The sequence below is a fragment of the Pseudomonas trivialis genome, from assembly GCF_001439805.1.
Classification (GTDB): domain Bacteria; phylum Pseudomonadota; class Gammaproteobacteria; order Pseudomonadales; family Pseudomonadaceae; genus Aquipseudomonas; species Aquipseudomonas trivialis.
Genome location: NZ_JYLK01000020.1, coordinates 1 through 15,905, shown reverse-complemented (window position 1 = coordinate 15,905; position 15,905 = coordinate 1). Strand labels below are relative to the sequence as shown.

Below are 15,905 nucleotides of genomic sequence, written 5' to 3'. Positions count from 1 at the left end.
ATCTCAGCCTTAAGGCATTAATTGATCTGGAACGGATAAACCGAGCCCAGTTTAAGGATTTGCGTCAGTTCATCCAGTGCCGTCCGGCACTCAAGCAGCAATTGCGGGTCAGCCAGGTCGCTTTCGCGCAGGCTGTCGCGGTAGTGCCTGCCCACCCATTCAGTGAGGGTCTCATACAGCGGCGCCGTCATGATAACGCCCGGGTTCACCGCCGCCAGTTCGGTCTCGTTCAACGCCACGCGCAAGCGCAGGCACGCCGGGCCGCCGCCGTTCTGCATGCTTTGCTTGAGGTCGAACACCTTGACTTCGCGGATCACGCCGCCGGAGGTGGTAAGGGTTTGCAGGTAGCGCCACACGCGCTCGTTGGCACGGCATTCCTGCGGCACGATCAGCAGCATCGAACCGTCCGGTCGGGTCAGCAATTGGCTGTTGAACAGGTAGGAACGCACCGCGTCCTCGACGCTCACCTCGGCACGCGGCACACACACCGCCTGGAAATGGCCGCCCAGCCTGGCCAGCTTGCCGTGCAGTTCGGCGAGCATCTGCTCAGTGTTGAGAAACGCATCCTCGTGATAGAACAGCACCTCGCCATTACCCACCGCGATCACATCGTTGTGGAACACGCCGGCATCGATCACCGCCGGGTTCTGCTGGGCGAATACCACGCCGTCATCCGCCAGACCGTGCAGGCGCGCGACGGCCTGGGACGCTTCCAGAGTCTGACGCGCCGGGTACTTCTGCGGCGCCGGGTAGCGCGGGTCGAAGGCGCTGCGGCCGAACACGAAAAACTCCACACCGGCCTCGCCATAGCTGCGGCAAAAACGCGTGTGGTTGGCCGCGCCTTCGTCGCCGAACTGCGCCACCGCCGGCAAGGCGGCGTGATGGGCGAAGCGCTGCGCGTCGGCGAACATCGCCCCCAGCACGCGGCTGGTGGTGGGGTGCTCAATGCTGCGGTGGTATTTGCAATTGAGGTTGGCGGCGGTGAAGTGCACGCGGCCGTCAAACGTATCGGCGCTCGGGCTGACGGTGGCGGCGTTGGCCACCCACATACTCGAGGCAGAGCAACTGGCGACCAGCAACGGCATCGCCTGCCTGGCGGCCTGCTCGATGACCTGCGCGTCGCTGCCGCTGAAACCAAGGCTGCGCAAGGCGGCCACATCGGGGCGCTCCTGGGGCGCGAGCACGCCTTGCACAAAGCCCATGTCCATCAGCGCCTTCATTTTCTGCAGGCCCTGCAACGCCGCTTCCCTGGGGTTGGAATGCTGCTGGCTGTTGCTCTGGGACGCGACGTTGCCGAAGGACAAGCCGCCGTAGTTATGGGTCGGCCCCACTAGACCGTCAAAATTGACTTCACAGGATTTCATCGGCGAGGCTCCACGAACATCTGTTTTTATAGGCTTCAAAAGTCTTCAACACACCCCCTCCCACAAGGGCTCACACCCACTTTCAGAGCAGCGTGATGCCCGGGGTCAGTGCTGCTGGCAACGTCAGACTCGGGGTCTCCAGCGATGCCACCGGGTACGCGCAATAATCCGCCGCGTAATACGCACTGGCGCGATGATTGCCCGAGCCGCCTACCCCGCCGAACGGCGCGGTGCTGGCGGCGCCGGTCAGTTGCTTGTTCCAGTTGACGATGCCCGCGCGGCTTTCCAGCCAGAACTGCCGGTAGCGCGCTTCGGAGTCCGACAGCAAACCCGCGGCCAGGCCATATTGAGTGTTGTTGGCCTCGACAATCGCCGCCTCGAAATCGGCGTAGCGAATCACCTGCAGCAGCGGGCCGAACAACTCTTCGTCTTCGCGCTCGCTCACCTCGGTCACGTCGATAATGCCCGGGGTGAGCAATGCGGCCTGGTCCTTCGGTTGAGTCATCTCCAACAGCGCGACCGCGCCATTGGCCAGCATCCATTCCTGCGCGTCCATCAACGCCTTGGCCGCCGCGAGGGAAATCACCGAGCCCATGAACGGTGCCGGTTGCTGGTCGAACGCGCCCACTTCGAGGGTCGCGCAAACCGCTACCAGGCGTGCCAGCAACGCATCGCCCCAGGCGCCTTGCGGCACCAGCAGGCGGCGCGCGCAGGTGCAGCGCTGGCCGGCCGAGATAAATGCCGACTGGATAATGGTGTACACCGCTGCGTCCACATCGGCCACTTCATCGACCACCAGCGGGTTATTGCCGCCCATTTCCAGGGCCAGGATCTTGTCCGGGCGCCCGGAGAACTGCTGGTGCAGGTGGTTGCCGGTGCGGCTGGAGCCGGTGAAGAACACCCCGTCGATGCCCGGGTTGGCGGCCAGCGCGATGCCGGTCTCGCGCGCGCCCTGCAGCAGGTTCAGCACGCCCGCTGGCAGGCCCGCTTCGATCCAGCATTGCACGGTCAGCTCGGCGACTTTGGGGGTCAGCTCGCTCGGTTTGAACAGCACGGTATTGCCCGCCAGCAAGGCCGGGACGATATGCCCATTGGGCAAGTGCCCCGGAAAGTTGTACGGGCCGAACACCGCCACCACGCCGTGGGGCTTGTGACGCAGCACGGCGGTGGCGTCGCCCAGAGGGCCGCTTTTCTCGCCGGTGCGCTCACGGTAGCTTTGCACCGAGATGGCAATCTTGTTGGCCATGCTGGTGACTTCAGTGGCCGACTCCCACAGGGGCTTGCCGGTTTCCTCACCGATGCAGCGGGCGATTTCATCGGTGCGCTTTTTCAGGGTGGCCGCGAAGGCTTCGAGCACGCTGATGCGCTCTTCCAGCGGGCGCCGGGCCCAGGCCGGGAACGCCTGGCGCGCGGCCTGCACGGCGGACTCGACCTGTTCGACGGTGGCGCCGTGACCGGCCCACAGCGTCTGCTGGGTTACGGGGTTACGCGACTCGAACAGCTCACCCTGGCCAGCCAGCCAGCTTCCTGCGATATACAGCGAATTCATTATTTCGACTCCCGGGCAGCAGACAACGGTACGGCGCGCACTTGATCACCCACCACCAGTTGCAGGCGCTTGGCGGTCTGCGGGTCGACCACCAATGTGCCTGCGGCAAGGCGGGCCGGCGCGGCGGTGATGCGGCAGTCTTCACGCTTGCGGTTATGAATCAGGAACGGCGTGGCGTCGTCCCCCGGCGTGCCGATGGCCAGCACCAGCGCCTGGCTGTCGCGCACCGCACGGATCCTGGCGGTTTCACATTCCACCGCCGGGCCGGCGTCGAAGATATCCACGTAGCCCTGATAACTGAAACCCTCGCTCTTGAGCATGCTCAACGCCGGCTCGGTATCGGGGTGCACCTTGCCGATCACGTTGCGCGCGTCTTCGGAAAGAAAGCAGCTGTACAGCGGAAACTTCGGCATCAGTTCGGCAATGAACGCCTTGTTGCCCACGCCGGTGAGGTAGTCGGCCTGGCTGAATTCCATCTTGAAGAAGTGGCGGCCCAGGCTTTCCCAGAACGGCGAGCGCCCCGCGTCGTTGGACACCCCGCGCATCTCGGCGATGATCTTGTTGCCGAACAGCTGCGGGAACTCGGCGATAAACAGCATGCGCGCCTTGGCCAGCATGCGGCCGTTGAGGCCATTGCGGTAATCGGCGTGCAGAAACAGCGAGCACAGCTCGGAGTTGCCGGTGAGGTCGTTGGCCAGAAACAGCGTCGGGATCTCACGGTAGATATTCAGCTCCTGAGACGCGCTGACGGTCAGGCCGACCCGGAAGTTGTACCAGGGCTCGCGCAGGCCGACGGCACCGGCAATGGCGGAAATGCCCACCACCCGGCCTTCGTCGTTTTCCAGCACGAACAGGTAGTCGGCATCGCCGCGCCCCGCGTCGCCGCGAAAGGTTTTTTCGGCCCAGCCTACCCGGTGGGTCAAGCGTTCCTCGTTGGCCGGCAAGGTGGTGAGGCCGGTGCCGGTGCTGCGCGCCAGATCAATCAGGGCCGGTAAATCGCTGCTGCGTACGGGACGAACGATCATGCTATCTCCTCGAACGGGCCGCTGTGGTCAGCCACCCGCGAAACGCTCTCTTTAAACCGCGACCAGACGCACACTTGCGCCTTCGCCCACGCCCAATGCTTCAGCCGCCGTCAGGTCCAGAACCACCGGTTTGCCGGGCGCGTAGTCCAGCTCCAGCATCACCGCGCGGTAATCCTGCAACTGCGCGTTGCTCACCAGGTACTGGCGACCGGCGCCCCTGACCATCTCACCGATCTTCACCGGCACCACGCGGCTCTGGGCAATCGAGCGAATGCCCGAGACCCGCGCATGCAGGGTCGGGCCACCGTCGAAGATGTCGATGTAATGGTCGGTCTCGAAGCCTTCGCGCATCAGGATGTCGAAGGTGATCTGCGCCCGCGGGTGCACCTGGCCCATCGCCTCCTGGGCGGCGTCCGGCAACAGCGGCACGTAGATCGGGTAATGGGGCATCAGTTCGGCGAGAAACGTGCGGCTTTTGAGCCCGCACAGGCGCTCGGCGGCGGCGTAGTTGAGGTCGAAGAAGTTGCGGCCGATGGCGTCCCAGAACGGCGAATCACCGTTCTCGTCGCTGTAGCCGACGATCTCGGTCACCACCGAGTCGGCAAAGCGCTCGGGGTGGCTGGCGACGAACAGCAGGCGGCCACGGGAGTTGAGTTCCGACCACGGCGAACCGACCAGCGCGGGCTGCACATAAAAACTGGTGAGCAGGCTGTTGCCGGTCAGGTCGTGGCACTGGGAAAGCACGTGGATCTTGTTGTGGATCTTCAGCTCGCGGGAGGCGTGCACGAAGGTTTCATTACGGAAACTGTAGAACGGCTCGGAGTAACCGGCCGAGGCAACGATGGCCGAGCAGCCGGCAAGCTTGCCGGTGGTGGTGTCTTCGAGCACGAAGAAATAGCTTTCTTCGCCGTTGAAACTCACCTCGGCCGCGAATGAGGCTTCGCTGGCGGCGATCTTGTCGCTCAGGCGTTCCACATCGTCCGGCAGGGAAGTGACACCAATCGGGCTGTCCGCAGCCAGACGCTGTACCTCGCCCAGGTCAGCCATTTGCGCGGGGCGCATCACCAGCATGGGGTCACTCCTTAACTCGAAAAACGCATGGGGAAAATACCGGGAAGCCCGGGTACAACTCAGTTCCAATGTGGCAGGGGGCTTGCTCCCGATAGCGGTGGATCAGTCTCTGATGTATCAACTGACAGACAGCAATCGGGAGCAAGCCCCCTCCCACATTTGGTCCGTGTAGCGGTCAGGCCTGGGTCAGCGTTTTTACCGCACGCTCAAAACGATCCAGGCCTTCGTTGATGTCCGCTTCTTCCACCACCAAACTCGGCGCAAAACGCACCACGTCCGGACCGGCTTGCAGGACCATCAGGTTTTCTTTCTCGGCCGCGTTGAACACGTCCTTGGCCCTGCCCTTGAATGCATCGCTGAGCACGCAACCGATCAACAGGCCCAGGCCACGCACCTCGCTGAAAATGCCGTATTGCGTGCCGATCTGCTGCAGGCGCGCCTTGAACTGCTCGTGCTTGGCGTTCACGCCCACCAACACGTGCGGGGTGTTGATCACGTCGATCACCGCTTCGGCCACCGCGCACGCCAGCGGGTTGCCGCCGTAGGTGGTGCCGTGGGTGCCGACCACCAGGTGCTTGGCCAGCGCTTCGGTGGTGAGCATCGCCGCAATCGGGAAACCGCCGCCCAGGCTCTTGGCGCTGGTGAGGATGTCCGGGGTCACGCCATAGTGCTGATAGGCGAACAGGTGGCCGCTGCGGCCCATGCCGGTCTGCACTTCGTCGAACACCAGCAGCGCGTCGTTGGCATCGCACAGTTCGCGCGCGCCTTGCAGGTAAGCCAGCTCGGCCGGCAGCACACCGCCCTCGCCCTGGATCGGCTCGAGCACCACCGCGCAGGTCTTGTCCGACACGGCGGCCTTCAGCGCGGCCAGGTCGTTATAAGGAACGTGGGTGATGCCGGTAATTTTAGGCCCGAAGCCATCGGAGTACTTGGACTGGCCACCAACGTTGACGGTGAACAGGGTGCGGCCATGGAAGCTGTTGAGCGCAGCGATGATCTCGTACTTCTCAGTGCCGAACCGGTCGAACGCCACGCGACGGGCCAGCTTGAACGCGGCCTCGTTGGCTTCGGCGCCGGAATTGCAGAAGAACACGCGCTCGGCAAAGGTGGCGTCGATCAGCTTGTGCGCCAGGCGCAGGGCCGGCTCGTTGGTGAACACGTTGGACACATGCCACAGCTTGCTGGCCTGCTCGGTCAGCGCGCCGACCAGCGCCGGGTGCGCGTGGCCCAGCACGTTGACCGCGATGCCGCCGGCAAAGTCGATCAGCTCGCGACCGGCCTGGTCCCACACGCGCGAACCTTGACCGCGCACCGGGATGAAGGCGGCAGGTGCGTAATTGGGCACCATTACCTGGTCGAAATCGGCGCGTTGCACCGGGGCTTGCTCAACGGACATCGGAGTCTCCTGAAGAGGAACGCCCGCCTGGAACTGGCGGACGATGGACGGATTGTAAGGACAGTCTTGCGGGCGGCCTTGCCGCCAAGCGACAACTTCTTATAGCGCAAACCCCGGTTTTACGCGGGTTTACGCCAATGCGACATATAGCATCGCAATGGCGCAGTTTAAACGGGTGAGACGATTTTTTGCGGCAGCGGCGCGGGAATTTTGCGCCTCACACCTCAACCGCGCTCGGACGGCACCGACGACAACTCGAACGGGCTGCTGCTGCGTCGCTGATTGCGGTCTTCGCGAGGGGTGGCGCCGAAAAAGTTGCGGTAGGCGCTGGAGAAGTGCGGCCCCGAGGAAAAGCCGCACGACAGGCCGATCTGGATGATCGACTTGCTGGTCTGCATGAGCATCTGGCGCGCCTTGTTCAGGCGCAATTCCAGGTAATACTGGCTGGGAACACGGTTGAGGTACTGCTTGAAGATCCTTTCAAGTTGTCGTCGCGACACGCACACGTGCTGGGCGATTTCATCGGTGGTCAGCGGTTCTTCGATATTGGCTTCCATCAGCAAGACGGCCTGGGTCAGCTTCGGATGGCTGGAGCCCAAACGGTTTTGCAGCGGAATACGCTGGCGCTCGCCGCCTTCGCGGATACGCTCCACCACCAGTTCTTCGGAGACCGCCCCGGCCAGTTCGGCGCCGTGGTCGCGGGCCAGCACCGCCAGCAGCAGGTCGAGCACCGACATGCCGCCGCAGGCCGTCAGGCGGTCACGGTCCCAGTCGAACAGGTGGCTGGTGGCGATGACCTTGGGGAAGCGCTCGGCAAAATCGTCCTGCCAGCGCCAGTGCACGGCGGCGCGGTAGCCGTCGAGCAAACCGAGCTGGGCCAGCGGGTACACACCGGCCGACAGGCCACCGATCACGCAGCCGGCGCGCACCAGTTGCTTGAGCGCGCTGCTGAGCTGGGACGCGATGACGGTGGGCGGCTCGTCCGCCAGCAGAAACAGTTTCTGAAAGCCTTCGAGCTTGCCCGCCCACGGCTCGCCCGGCAGTTGCCAGGCGCCATGGATCGGCGGCTCGGCGTGCAGAAACGACAGCTCGTAAATCACCTCCGGATGCACCCGCTGAGCAACGCGCAAAGCCTCCTCAGCCAGCGCAAGCGTCAGTGCCTTGGTGCTGGGCCAGATGAGAAAACCAATTTTGTGGGCGGTCATTGAGGCTATCCGAAACGAAGAACGGTAATGAAGACAAGGGCCAATGCTAGCCCGTAAACCAACACAAATCTCAAAAACTGATGAAGATCAATGTGGGAGGGGGCTTGCTCCCGATGGCGGTATGGCAGATACACACGTGTTGACTGACACACTGCTATCGGGAGCAAGCCCCCTCCCACATAAAGCAAAAGCAATTCCAGGCAGTAAGGGCTATTTCAGGCTGCCGGACAGGAACTGCTGCAAGCGCTCGGACTGCGGGTTCACCAGCACTTCACGCGGGTTGCCGCGCTCTTCGACGATGCCTTTGTGCAGGAACACCAACTGGTTCGACACCTCACGGGCAAAGCCCATTTCGTGGGTCACCACCACCATGGTGCGGCCTTCCTGGGCCAGGTCCTGCATCACCTTGAGCACTTCACCCACCAGCTCCGGATCCAGCGCCGAGGTAGGCTCGTCGAACAGCATCACCTCTGGCTCCATCGCCAGCGCGCGGGCAATCGCCACGCGCTGCTGCTCGCCACCGGACATGTGGCCGGGGAAGGCATCCTTGCGATGGCCTACGCCGACCTTGGCCAGGTAGTGCTCGGCCTTTTCGCGGGCGTCTTTTTTCGACACGCCGAGCACATGCACCGGGGCTTCCATCACGTTTTCCAGCGCGGTCATGTGCGACCACAGGTTGAAATGCTGGAACACCATGGACAGGCGCGAACGCATGCGCTGCAACTGTTTGGGGTCGGCGGCGCGCAGGGCGCCGTCCTTGGTGGCCACCAGGTTAAGCTCTTCGTTGTTGAGCAGAATCTTGCCGGCGTGGGGCTGCTCCAGCAGGTTGATGCAGCGCAAAAACGTGCTTTTGCCTGAACCGCTGGAGCCGATGATGCTGATCACATCACCGGCCGCGGCGGCCAGGGACACGCCCTTGAGCACTTCATGACTGCCATAGCGTTTATGCAGGTCTTGGACTTCAAGCTTGTACATGCGGTCGGTTCTCACAAAAACAGGTGGTCAGTCGTTGAGCAAGCGCCCGTGACGCAGCGCGTCGCGCCCCGCCACCTTGGCCAGCCAGAAACCCGCTTGGGCATAACGCAGCCGTTCAACGGCGAACAACACCCCCGAGGTGCCCGCACAAATGGTGCTGACGCGGTCGTTGACGGGGTCGATCACTTCAAAAATTTCATCGCCGGCGTCTACCCGCTCACCGGCTTTACGCAGGTAACTGATCACCCCTGCGTGGGGCGCGAACAGCAACTCGGTGCCTTCGAAGGGCACGCCCTCGCAGGCCTCGTACTGCGGCGCGGGCCATTCGCCCTTGATCAGCCCCTGCTCGGCGAGAAACGCGAGAATGCCTTCGGCGTGGAAGATGGCTTCGTCACGCCCGGTATCGGCCTGGCCGCCCAGCTCCAGGGTGGTCGCCAGGCACGCCAGCGGGATCTGCGCCTCGGGGAACGCCCGCGACAACCGCAGCCACGGCAACGAACAGGCCTCGTCGAACGAGCTGCCGCCGGAATCTTCCGCCAGCAGGCCGACCTTCACATTCAAATGCGCCGCCAGCGAACGCCACTGCGGCCAGTGCTGGGGCAACGCGTACATGTGCAGCGCGGCTTCAGCATCGCAATGCAGGTCGAGGACGATGTCAGCGGTGCAGGCATGGCTCAGCAGGATGCGCTGCATGCCCTGCAACTGGCTGCCGGGTTCGGGCAAGGCGTTGAGTGCGTCGCTCATGGCCTGGCGAATCAGGCGCACATTGGCGTGGGGGTCATCGCCAAGCTTGCCGTGCAGTAACGGTGCAACCGGCTCGCTCAACTCGACGAAATCACGGTTGAAGTTCTTGCCGCTGCCCACTTCGAAACGACCCTGGTGGCTGCCTTGCAACAGCTGGCCCAGGCCCATCGGGTTGGCCACCGGCACCAGCTCGATCACCCCGTTCAGGGCGCCTTGCTGTTCCAGTTCGGTGAGGCGTTTTTTCAGCTCCCAGGCGGCGCGCATGCCGGGCAGTTCATCGGCGTGCAGGCTGGCCTGGATATAGGCCTTGCGCTCGCCGCTGCCAAAGCGAAACACGCTCAGTTGGCGCTCGCAGCCCAGGTGGCCCCAGGGCAACAGGTGATCGATACGTTCCATATCAGTGCTTCCGTGGAGCCAGGTAGCTCAGCCAGCGGCGCTCGGCCAACTTGAACAGGCGCACCAGGATGAAGGTCAGGCACAGGTAGAACACGCCGGCGGTGATGTAGGCTTCGAACGGCAGGTAATACTGCGCGTTCACCGTGCGCGCGGCACCGGTGATGTCGATCAGCGTGACGATGGAGGCCAGGCTTGTGGTCTGCAGCATCATGATCACTTCATTGCTGTATTGCGGCAGCGCACGGCGCAGGGCCGACGGCAACAGGATGCGGCGGTACAGCTTATGGCGCGACATGCCCATGGCCTTGGCCGCTTCGATCTCGCCATTGGGCGTGGCCTTGAGGCTGCCGGCGATGATCTCGGCGGTGTAGGCGCTGGTGTTGATCGCAAAGGCCAGGCACGCGCAGAACGTGGCGCTCGACAGCCACGGCCAGAGAAAGCTTTCGCGTACGGCTTCGAATTGAGCCAGGCCGTAGTAGATCAAAAACAGCTGCACCAGCATCGGCGTGCCGCGAATCACGTAGGTATAGAGCCAGGCGATGCCGTTGACGATCGGCTGTTTGGACACCCGCATCAGGCCCAGGGGCAAGGCGGCGAGCAGGCCGAAGAACAGCGAAATGGCGAGCAGTTTGAGGGTGGTCAGCAGGCCGCCGAGGTACAGCGGCATGGCCTCCCAGATGACGTTGTAGTCGAAGATCATAGATCGGCCGCCCTTACGCCTACCGAGTAGCGCTTCTCGAGGTAACGCAAGGCCAGCAACGACACGCTGGTGATCACCAGGTACATCGCCGCCACTGCGAGGAAGAAGGTAAAAGGCTCACGGGTGGCGTCGGCCGCCTGTTTGGCCTTGAACATCATGTCTTGCAGGCCCACCACTGAAATCAGCGCGGTGGCCTTGGTGAGCACCAGCCAGTTGTTGGTGAACCCGGGGATTGCCAGCCGAATCATCTGCGGCACCATCACCCGGAAAAACACCTGAAAAGCGCTCATGCCATACGCCAGGCCGGCTTCGGCCTGGCCCTTGGGAATGGCCATGAAGGCGCCGCGGAACGTTTCCGAGAGGTAGGCGCCAAAAATGAAACCCAGGGTACCGATGCCGGCGGCCATGGGGTTCAAGTCGATATAGTCGTCAAAGCCGAGCATCGGCGCGACGCGGTTGAGCAGGTCCTGACCGCCGTAGAAAATCAGCAGGATCAGCACCAGGTCGGGGATCCCGCGGATCACCGTGGAGTACAAGTCACCCAGCCAGGCCAGCCAGCGCACCGGCGACAGGCGCAGCGCGACCCCGATCAGACCCAGAACAATGGCCAAGGCCATCGACGACAAGGCGAGCTGAAGCGTCAACCATGCGCCATCGAGGATAACGGCCCCGTAGCCTTTCAACATGATTCAGGTCCTCGAAAAGGGGGATGAAAAAATGGCGCAAACTTCAGAATGCTCTGTTGCTTGCGCCATTGGGGACGGACAGCCAAGACGGTTTACTTGGTTTCAGGACCGTAAATGTCGAAGTTGAAGTACTTTTTCTCGATGGCCTGGTACTTGCCGTTGGCACGGATCGCGGCAATGGCTGCGTTGATGCGGTCGAGGTTTTCCTTGTCGCCCTTGCGGACCGCGATGCCTACGCCGTCACCGAAGTATTTGACGTCGGTGAAGGCCGGGCCCACGAACGCGTAGCCTTTGCCGGCGTCGGTCTTGAGGAAACCGTCTTCGAGCAGGGTGGCGTCGGCCACGGTGCCGTCGAGACGGCCAGCGGCCACGTCCAGGTAGATTTCGTTCTGAGTGCTGTAACCCTTGATGTCGGCACCTTTTGGCGCCAGCACTTCACGGGCGAAACGGTCGTGGATCGAGCCACGCTGTACGCCGATCTTCTTGCCCTTGAGTTCGTCCAGGCTGTCGCTGACGGTGGTGCCTTCCTTCAAGACCAGGCGCGCCGGGGTCAGGTAGTAGCGGTTGGTGAAGTCCACGGACTTCTTGCGGTCGTCAGTGATGGACATGGACGACAGAATCGCGTCGATCTTGCGCACTTTCAGCGCCGGGATCAGGCCGTCGAATTCCTGCTCGACCCAGGTGCACTTGACCTGCATCTCTTCGCACAGGGCGTTGCCGATGTCGTAGTCAAAACCGACGATGCTGCCATCCGGCGCCTTGGAGGCAAACGGAGGGTAAGCCGCTTCGATACCAATTTTCAGAGGCTTGCCTTCAGCGAAAGCCTGCATCGACAACACGGACAGCGCCAGGGCGCCCAACAGCACGAGTTTCTTCATCATGGGACTCCATCGATATAGGGCAAAACAGCAGTATGAGCCATGGCCCACGATGCGGCGAAGGTTGAAACCGAATAGCGGCGCTGCGTCCGTGCCCAGGCACTGCCTGCGACGACGAGCGGGTGATCGGCATTCTAACGACAGGCCGGAAGCCGATATTTCCTCAATGCGACAACAATTTACAGAAGCACCGAGAAAGCGGTTCCAGCACATTGACAGCCTCTGGGTTTTATGCAGAGACAAAAGATATTAAACCTGTTGATGCTGCAAATTGCGGGCCTATTATTCGCAAACCCTTCTGGCACGGCAAGTGTGGTGTTAAATCTTATTTCAGAGAGGGATAGGGGTACGGCTTTTTGGAGCGAGGGTGTAGGGGGATGCCTCAGGTTTGGGCGGCGGGTTACACATTTGCGCTGGGCGGTAACGCCGGGACTCTTCTGACGCAAGAAGCCGATATTTATTGGCGTGGAATATGGGAGGGCTTGCCACCTCCCACATTGGGGTTTCTGTGTTGGCCGAGCCTTACGCGGCGCTCATGGTCTTGTGCGTTTCGATCAATTGCGCCACCACACCCGGATCAGCCAGGGTGGAGATGTCGCCCAGCCCGTCGTACTCGGCCGTGGCAATCTTGCGCAGGATGCGCCGCATGATTTTCCCCGAACGCGTCTTCGGCAAGCCCGGCGCCCACTGGATCACGTCCGGCGAGGCAATCGGGCCGATTTCCTTGCGCACCCAGTTCTTCAGCTCCAGGCGCAGCGCTTCGTTCGGTTCTTCGCCATTTTTAAGGGTGACGTACACATAGATGCCCTGCCCCTTGATGTCATGCGGCACGCCCACCACCGCCGCTTCCGCGACTTTCGGGTGCGCCACCATGGCACTTTCAATCTCAGCCGTGCCCATGCGGTGGCCGGACACGTTCAGCACGTCGTCCACCCGCCCGGTGATCCAGTAGTAGCCGTCCTCGTCACGCCGCGCACCGTCGCCAGTGAAGTACATGCCACGGAAGGTCTTGAAGTAGGTGTCCACAAACCGGTCATGGTCGCCAAACAGCGTACGCGCCTGGCCCGGCCAGGAATCGAGAATCACCAGGTTGCCCTCGGCCGCGCCTTCGATCAGGTTGCCCAGGTTATCCACCAACGCCGGCACCACGCCAAAGAACGGCCGCGCCGCCGAACCCGGCTTGAGCGCATGGGCGCCCGGCAGTGGGCTCATCATGTTGCCGCCGGTTTCGGTCTGCCACCAGGTGTCGACAATCGGGCAACGGGATTGGCCGACGTTCTTGTAGTACCAGTCCCACGCTTCGGGGTTGATCGGCTCACCCACCGAACCGAGCAGACGCAGGCTGCTGCCGTCGGCGCCTTCGCAGGCAGCGGTGCCCGAGGCCATCATTGCGCGGATTGCGGTCGGTGCGGTGTAGAGAATATTGACCTTGTGCTTGTCGACGATCTTCGCCACCCGGGTGATGTCCGGGTAGTTCGGCACGCCCTCGAACAGCACGGTGGTCGCGCCGTTGGCCAGCGGGCCGTAGACGATGTAGGTGTGGCCGGTGACCCAGCCCACGTCGGCGGTGCACCAGTAGATTTCGCCCGGGCGGTAGTCGAACACGCGCTCATGGGTGAGCGCCGCGTACAACAGGTAGCCGCCGGTGGTGTGCTGCACGCCCTTGGGCTTGCCGGTGGAGCCGGAGGTATAAAGGATGAACAGCGCTTCTTCAGCGCCCATCTCTTTGGGTGCGCACACGGTGCCGGCCACTTTCATCAGGTCTTCGTACCAGATGTCGCGATGCTGGTTCCACTTGATCGCGCCATTGGTGCGCTTGCACACGATGACCTTCTGGATGCTGCTGGTTTCCGGGTTGGTCAGCGCGTCGTCGACGTTGGCCTTGAGCGGAATTTTCTTGCCGGCACGGATGCCTTCGTCGGCGGTGATCACTACTTTCGACTTACAGTCGATGATGCGACCGGCCAGGGCTTCCGGGGAAAAACCACCAAACACCACCGAGTGGATCGCGCCGATGCGGGTACAGGCCAGCATGGCGACCACGGCTTCGGGGATCATCGGCATGTAGATGGTCACCACGTCGCCACGGTGCACGTCCTGACCACGCAGGGCGTTGGCGAACTTGCAGACCTGCTCATGCAGCTCGCGGTAAGTGATGTTGCGGCTCTCGGCAGGGTCATCGCCCTCCCAGATGATCGCGATCTGGTCGCCACGCTCGGCGAGGTGACGGTCCAGGCAATTGTAGGAAACGTTCAAGGTGCCATCGGCGAACCACTTGATGTCGACATGGTGATCGTCAAACGAAGTCTGCTTCACCGTGGTGAAAGGCTTGATCCAGTCCAGACGCTGGGCTTGTTCGCGCCAGAAGCCATCGGGATTGACCACCGACTGCTGGTACATCGCCTTGTAGGTCGCCTCGTCGGTCAGCGTGTTGGCTGCTACTTCGGGACGAACGGGGTACAGGGAAGCCGCACTCATCTTTCTTACCTCGGTGACATAGTTGTTGTTGTATGGCCCCGTTGTAGCCGGGCCAGACCTATAGAACCATTCGACGATGGTAGTAACAAGACCCTACAAATTGCCCCGCCATAGCCCTTGCTGCTCTGGCCCGCGCCCCGTGGCGCTTTGCGACGTACTGAAAAAACCCTGATCGGCGGATTGTTACAAAAACCACCAAAAGTGTTTATCAAAAGCACGGGTATATGCACAGCGCCCGCACGCCTAAAATCAGCTCCGCCAACACGGCACCGCGATTAACAACGCAACAGCCCCCACCCAGGCCACGTTAATCCGAACTTCCCAACACTCAAGTGACACGCGTGGCCTCACAAGGGCCTCGTGACCCCTCTCGCCCTGAAAAAGGTAGACAGACCCGATGAAAGCTTTATTGATCATGACCCTCAGCAGCCTGTGCGCCACCGCCGCCCTGGCCGACGAGACCCCCACTGAACTCGCCGGCCGCGACGCGCCGATTGTTGAAGATTACAGCTACAGCACCCACCTCGATGTCGCCAAGGTGGTGCACATGAGCAACGTTCCCGATGTATGCCGCGTGGTACCGGTGCAAATGGAATATGACGATTCCCAGGGTCAGCGGCATATTCTCAAGTACCACGTGATGGGCGGCGGTTGCTCCAACGGATAAGCGGATTCTTGCTCGCCGCAGGACAGCGTTCTTGCGGCCAAGAGCCATCTGCTGACTGGAATGCGATTCAGGCGCTGCCCCCAATCCCATTGTGGGAGCGGGCTTGCTCGCGAAGGCGATAGCCGCCACACCACCATAATCCTCGCCAAATGCCCTCCCCCCAGCATCAACAAACCACCCCACCCCCCCTCAAAAATTTCCAGCCTCGCTAACCCCCTGTAAATCCTCGCCTTAGCCCAAATACCCGCCCGCCTGCGTCCCCACCGTGACCATCCGTCACAACACAAAGCCGATTTTTTCCCTATAATGCGCGGGTAAATCGGGCCTGCAATATCCCTTTACACAAGGGACGAAGAGCCAGACCTGAGGCATCGCCAGGGCAAGCACCTGCACCTGCGCCCCTCAAGCCTCACGCAGCACCCGTTAGCCCATTCCGTTTTTTTGCCTGCGCGAGCTGTTGCAACAAACGATTCCTTAAGATCCACCGCGGCCCGAGGGCCGTGTGAACACCCAACCATCCGGTTTCACACGGGCACCTTTGCGCCCTCACGCAGGAGACGACACGTCATGCTGAGCTGGGACGAATTCGACAAAGAAGAAGACGGCGAAGTCGCCACCAAAGGCGCCAATGCCGGCCACGCCACCGAAGCCAACATGGACCGCCTCGACGGCGCCGGCGCCGCTGCCGCCCTTGAAGCGCGCAACGTGACCGCCAGCGACTCTGCGGCAATCATCCGCGCCAAGGCCGCCCTCGACAAACTCGACGTCGCC

General features: G+C 62.3%; 13 protein-coding genes and 1 pseudogene. 2 read left to right on the top strand and 12 right to left on the bottom strand.

Annotation, left to right across the window (positions count from 1 at the left end):
• Positions 1 to 17: 17 nt before the first annotated feature.
• From astB to acs, 12 genes are all read right to left on the bottom strand, one after another.
• Positions 18 to 1,364, bottom strand: coding sequence for an N-succinylarginine dihydrolase (astB, locus tag TU79_RS22480; RefSeq protein ID WP_057010056.1), 1,347 nt, complete (start codon positions 1,362 to 1,364; stop codon positions 18 to 20).
• An 82-nt stretch (positions 1,365 to 1,446) separates the two neighbouring features.
• The gene (astD, locus tag TU79_RS22475; protein ID WP_162276086.1) at positions 1,447 to 2,916 is read right to left on the bottom strand and encodes a succinylglutamate-semialdehyde dehydrogenase; all 1,470 of its coding nucleotides are present in this window, start codon (positions 2,914 to 2,916) and stop codon (positions 1,447 to 1,449) included.
• The gene (astA, locus tag TU79_RS22470) at positions 2,913 to 3,938 is read right to left on the bottom strand and encodes an arginine N-succinyltransferase (RefSeq protein WP_057010054.1); all 1,026 of its coding nucleotides are present in this window, start codon (positions 3,936 to 3,938) and stop codon (positions 2,913 to 2,915) included. Before astA ends, astD begins: the two co-directional genes overlap by 4 nt.
• Before the next feature lie 51 nt (positions 3,939 to 3,989).
• On the bottom strand, positions 3,990 to 5,009 hold the full coding sequence (gene aruF / locus TU79_RS22465) for an arginine/ornithine succinyltransferase subunit alpha (RefSeq protein ID WP_057010053.1): 1,020 nt from the start codon (positions 5,007 to 5,009) through the stop codon (positions 3,990 to 3,992).
• A gap of 175 nt (positions 5,010 to 5,184) precedes the next feature.
• Complete coding sequence (locus TU79_RS22460) at positions 5,185 to 6,405, bottom strand: aspartate aminotransferase family protein (RefSeq protein ID WP_057010052.1); 1,221 nt, start codon at positions 6,403 to 6,405, stop codon at positions 5,185 to 5,187.
• Positions 6,406 to 6,629: 224 nt separating this feature from the next.
• Entirely contained in the window at positions 6,630 to 7,610 is a 981-nt protein-coding gene (locus TU79_RS22455; protein WP_057010051.1) for a GlxA family transcriptional regulator, read from the bottom strand.
• A 210-nt stretch (positions 7,611 to 7,820) separates the two neighbouring features.
• A complete protein-coding gene (locus TU79_RS22450) occupies positions 7,821 to 8,585 on the bottom strand; it encodes an ABC transporter ATP-binding protein (protein WP_057010050.1) in 765 nt (254 codons plus the stop codon).
• A gap of 27 nt (positions 8,586 to 8,612) precedes the next feature.
• The gene (locus TU79_RS22445; RefSeq protein ID WP_057010049.1) at positions 8,613 to 9,725 is read right to left on the bottom strand and encodes a succinylglutamate desuccinylase/aspartoacylase family protein; all 1,113 of its coding nucleotides are present in this window, start codon (positions 9,723 to 9,725) and stop codon (positions 8,613 to 8,615) included.
• Between the two features lies 1 nt (position 9,726).
• Positions 9,727 to 10,425 (bottom strand): ABC transporter permease, encoded by a 699-nt coding sequence (locus TU79_RS22440; RefSeq protein ID WP_057010048.1) that lies wholly within the window; start codon positions 10,423 to 10,425, stop codon positions 9,727 to 9,729.
• Entirely contained in the window at positions 10,422 to 11,111 is a 690-nt protein-coding gene (locus tag TU79_RS22435) for an ABC transporter permease (protein WP_057010047.1), read from the bottom strand. The genes TU79_RS22440 and TU79_RS22435 overlap by 4 nt, the downstream gene beginning before the upstream one ends.
• A 92-nt stretch (positions 11,112 to 11,203) precedes the next feature.
• Complete coding sequence (locus TU79_RS22430; protein ID WP_003233533.1) at positions 11,204 to 11,989, bottom strand: ABC transporter substrate-binding protein; 786 nt, start codon at positions 11,987 to 11,989, stop codon at positions 11,204 to 11,206.
• Positions 11,990 to 12,511: 522 nt separating this feature from the next.
• Entirely contained in the window at positions 12,512 to 14,467 is a 1,956-nt protein-coding gene (gene acs / locus TU79_RS22425; protein ID WP_057010046.1) for an acetate--CoA ligase, read from the bottom strand.
• A gap of 397 nt (positions 14,468 to 14,864) precedes the next feature.
• On the opposite strand from acs, the gene TU79_RS22420 reads away from it, so the two are divergent.
• The gene (locus TU79_RS22420) at positions 14,865 to 15,134 is read left to right on the top strand and encodes a DUF2790 domain-containing protein (protein ID WP_057010045.1); all 270 of its coding nucleotides are present in this window, start codon (positions 14,865 to 14,867) and stop codon (positions 15,132 to 15,134) included.
• 567 nt (positions 15,135 to 15,701) lie between these two features.
• Positions 15,702 to 15,905: pseudogene (locus TU79_RS22415) on the top strand (ribonucleotide-diphosphate reductase subunit beta); the annotation flags it as partial.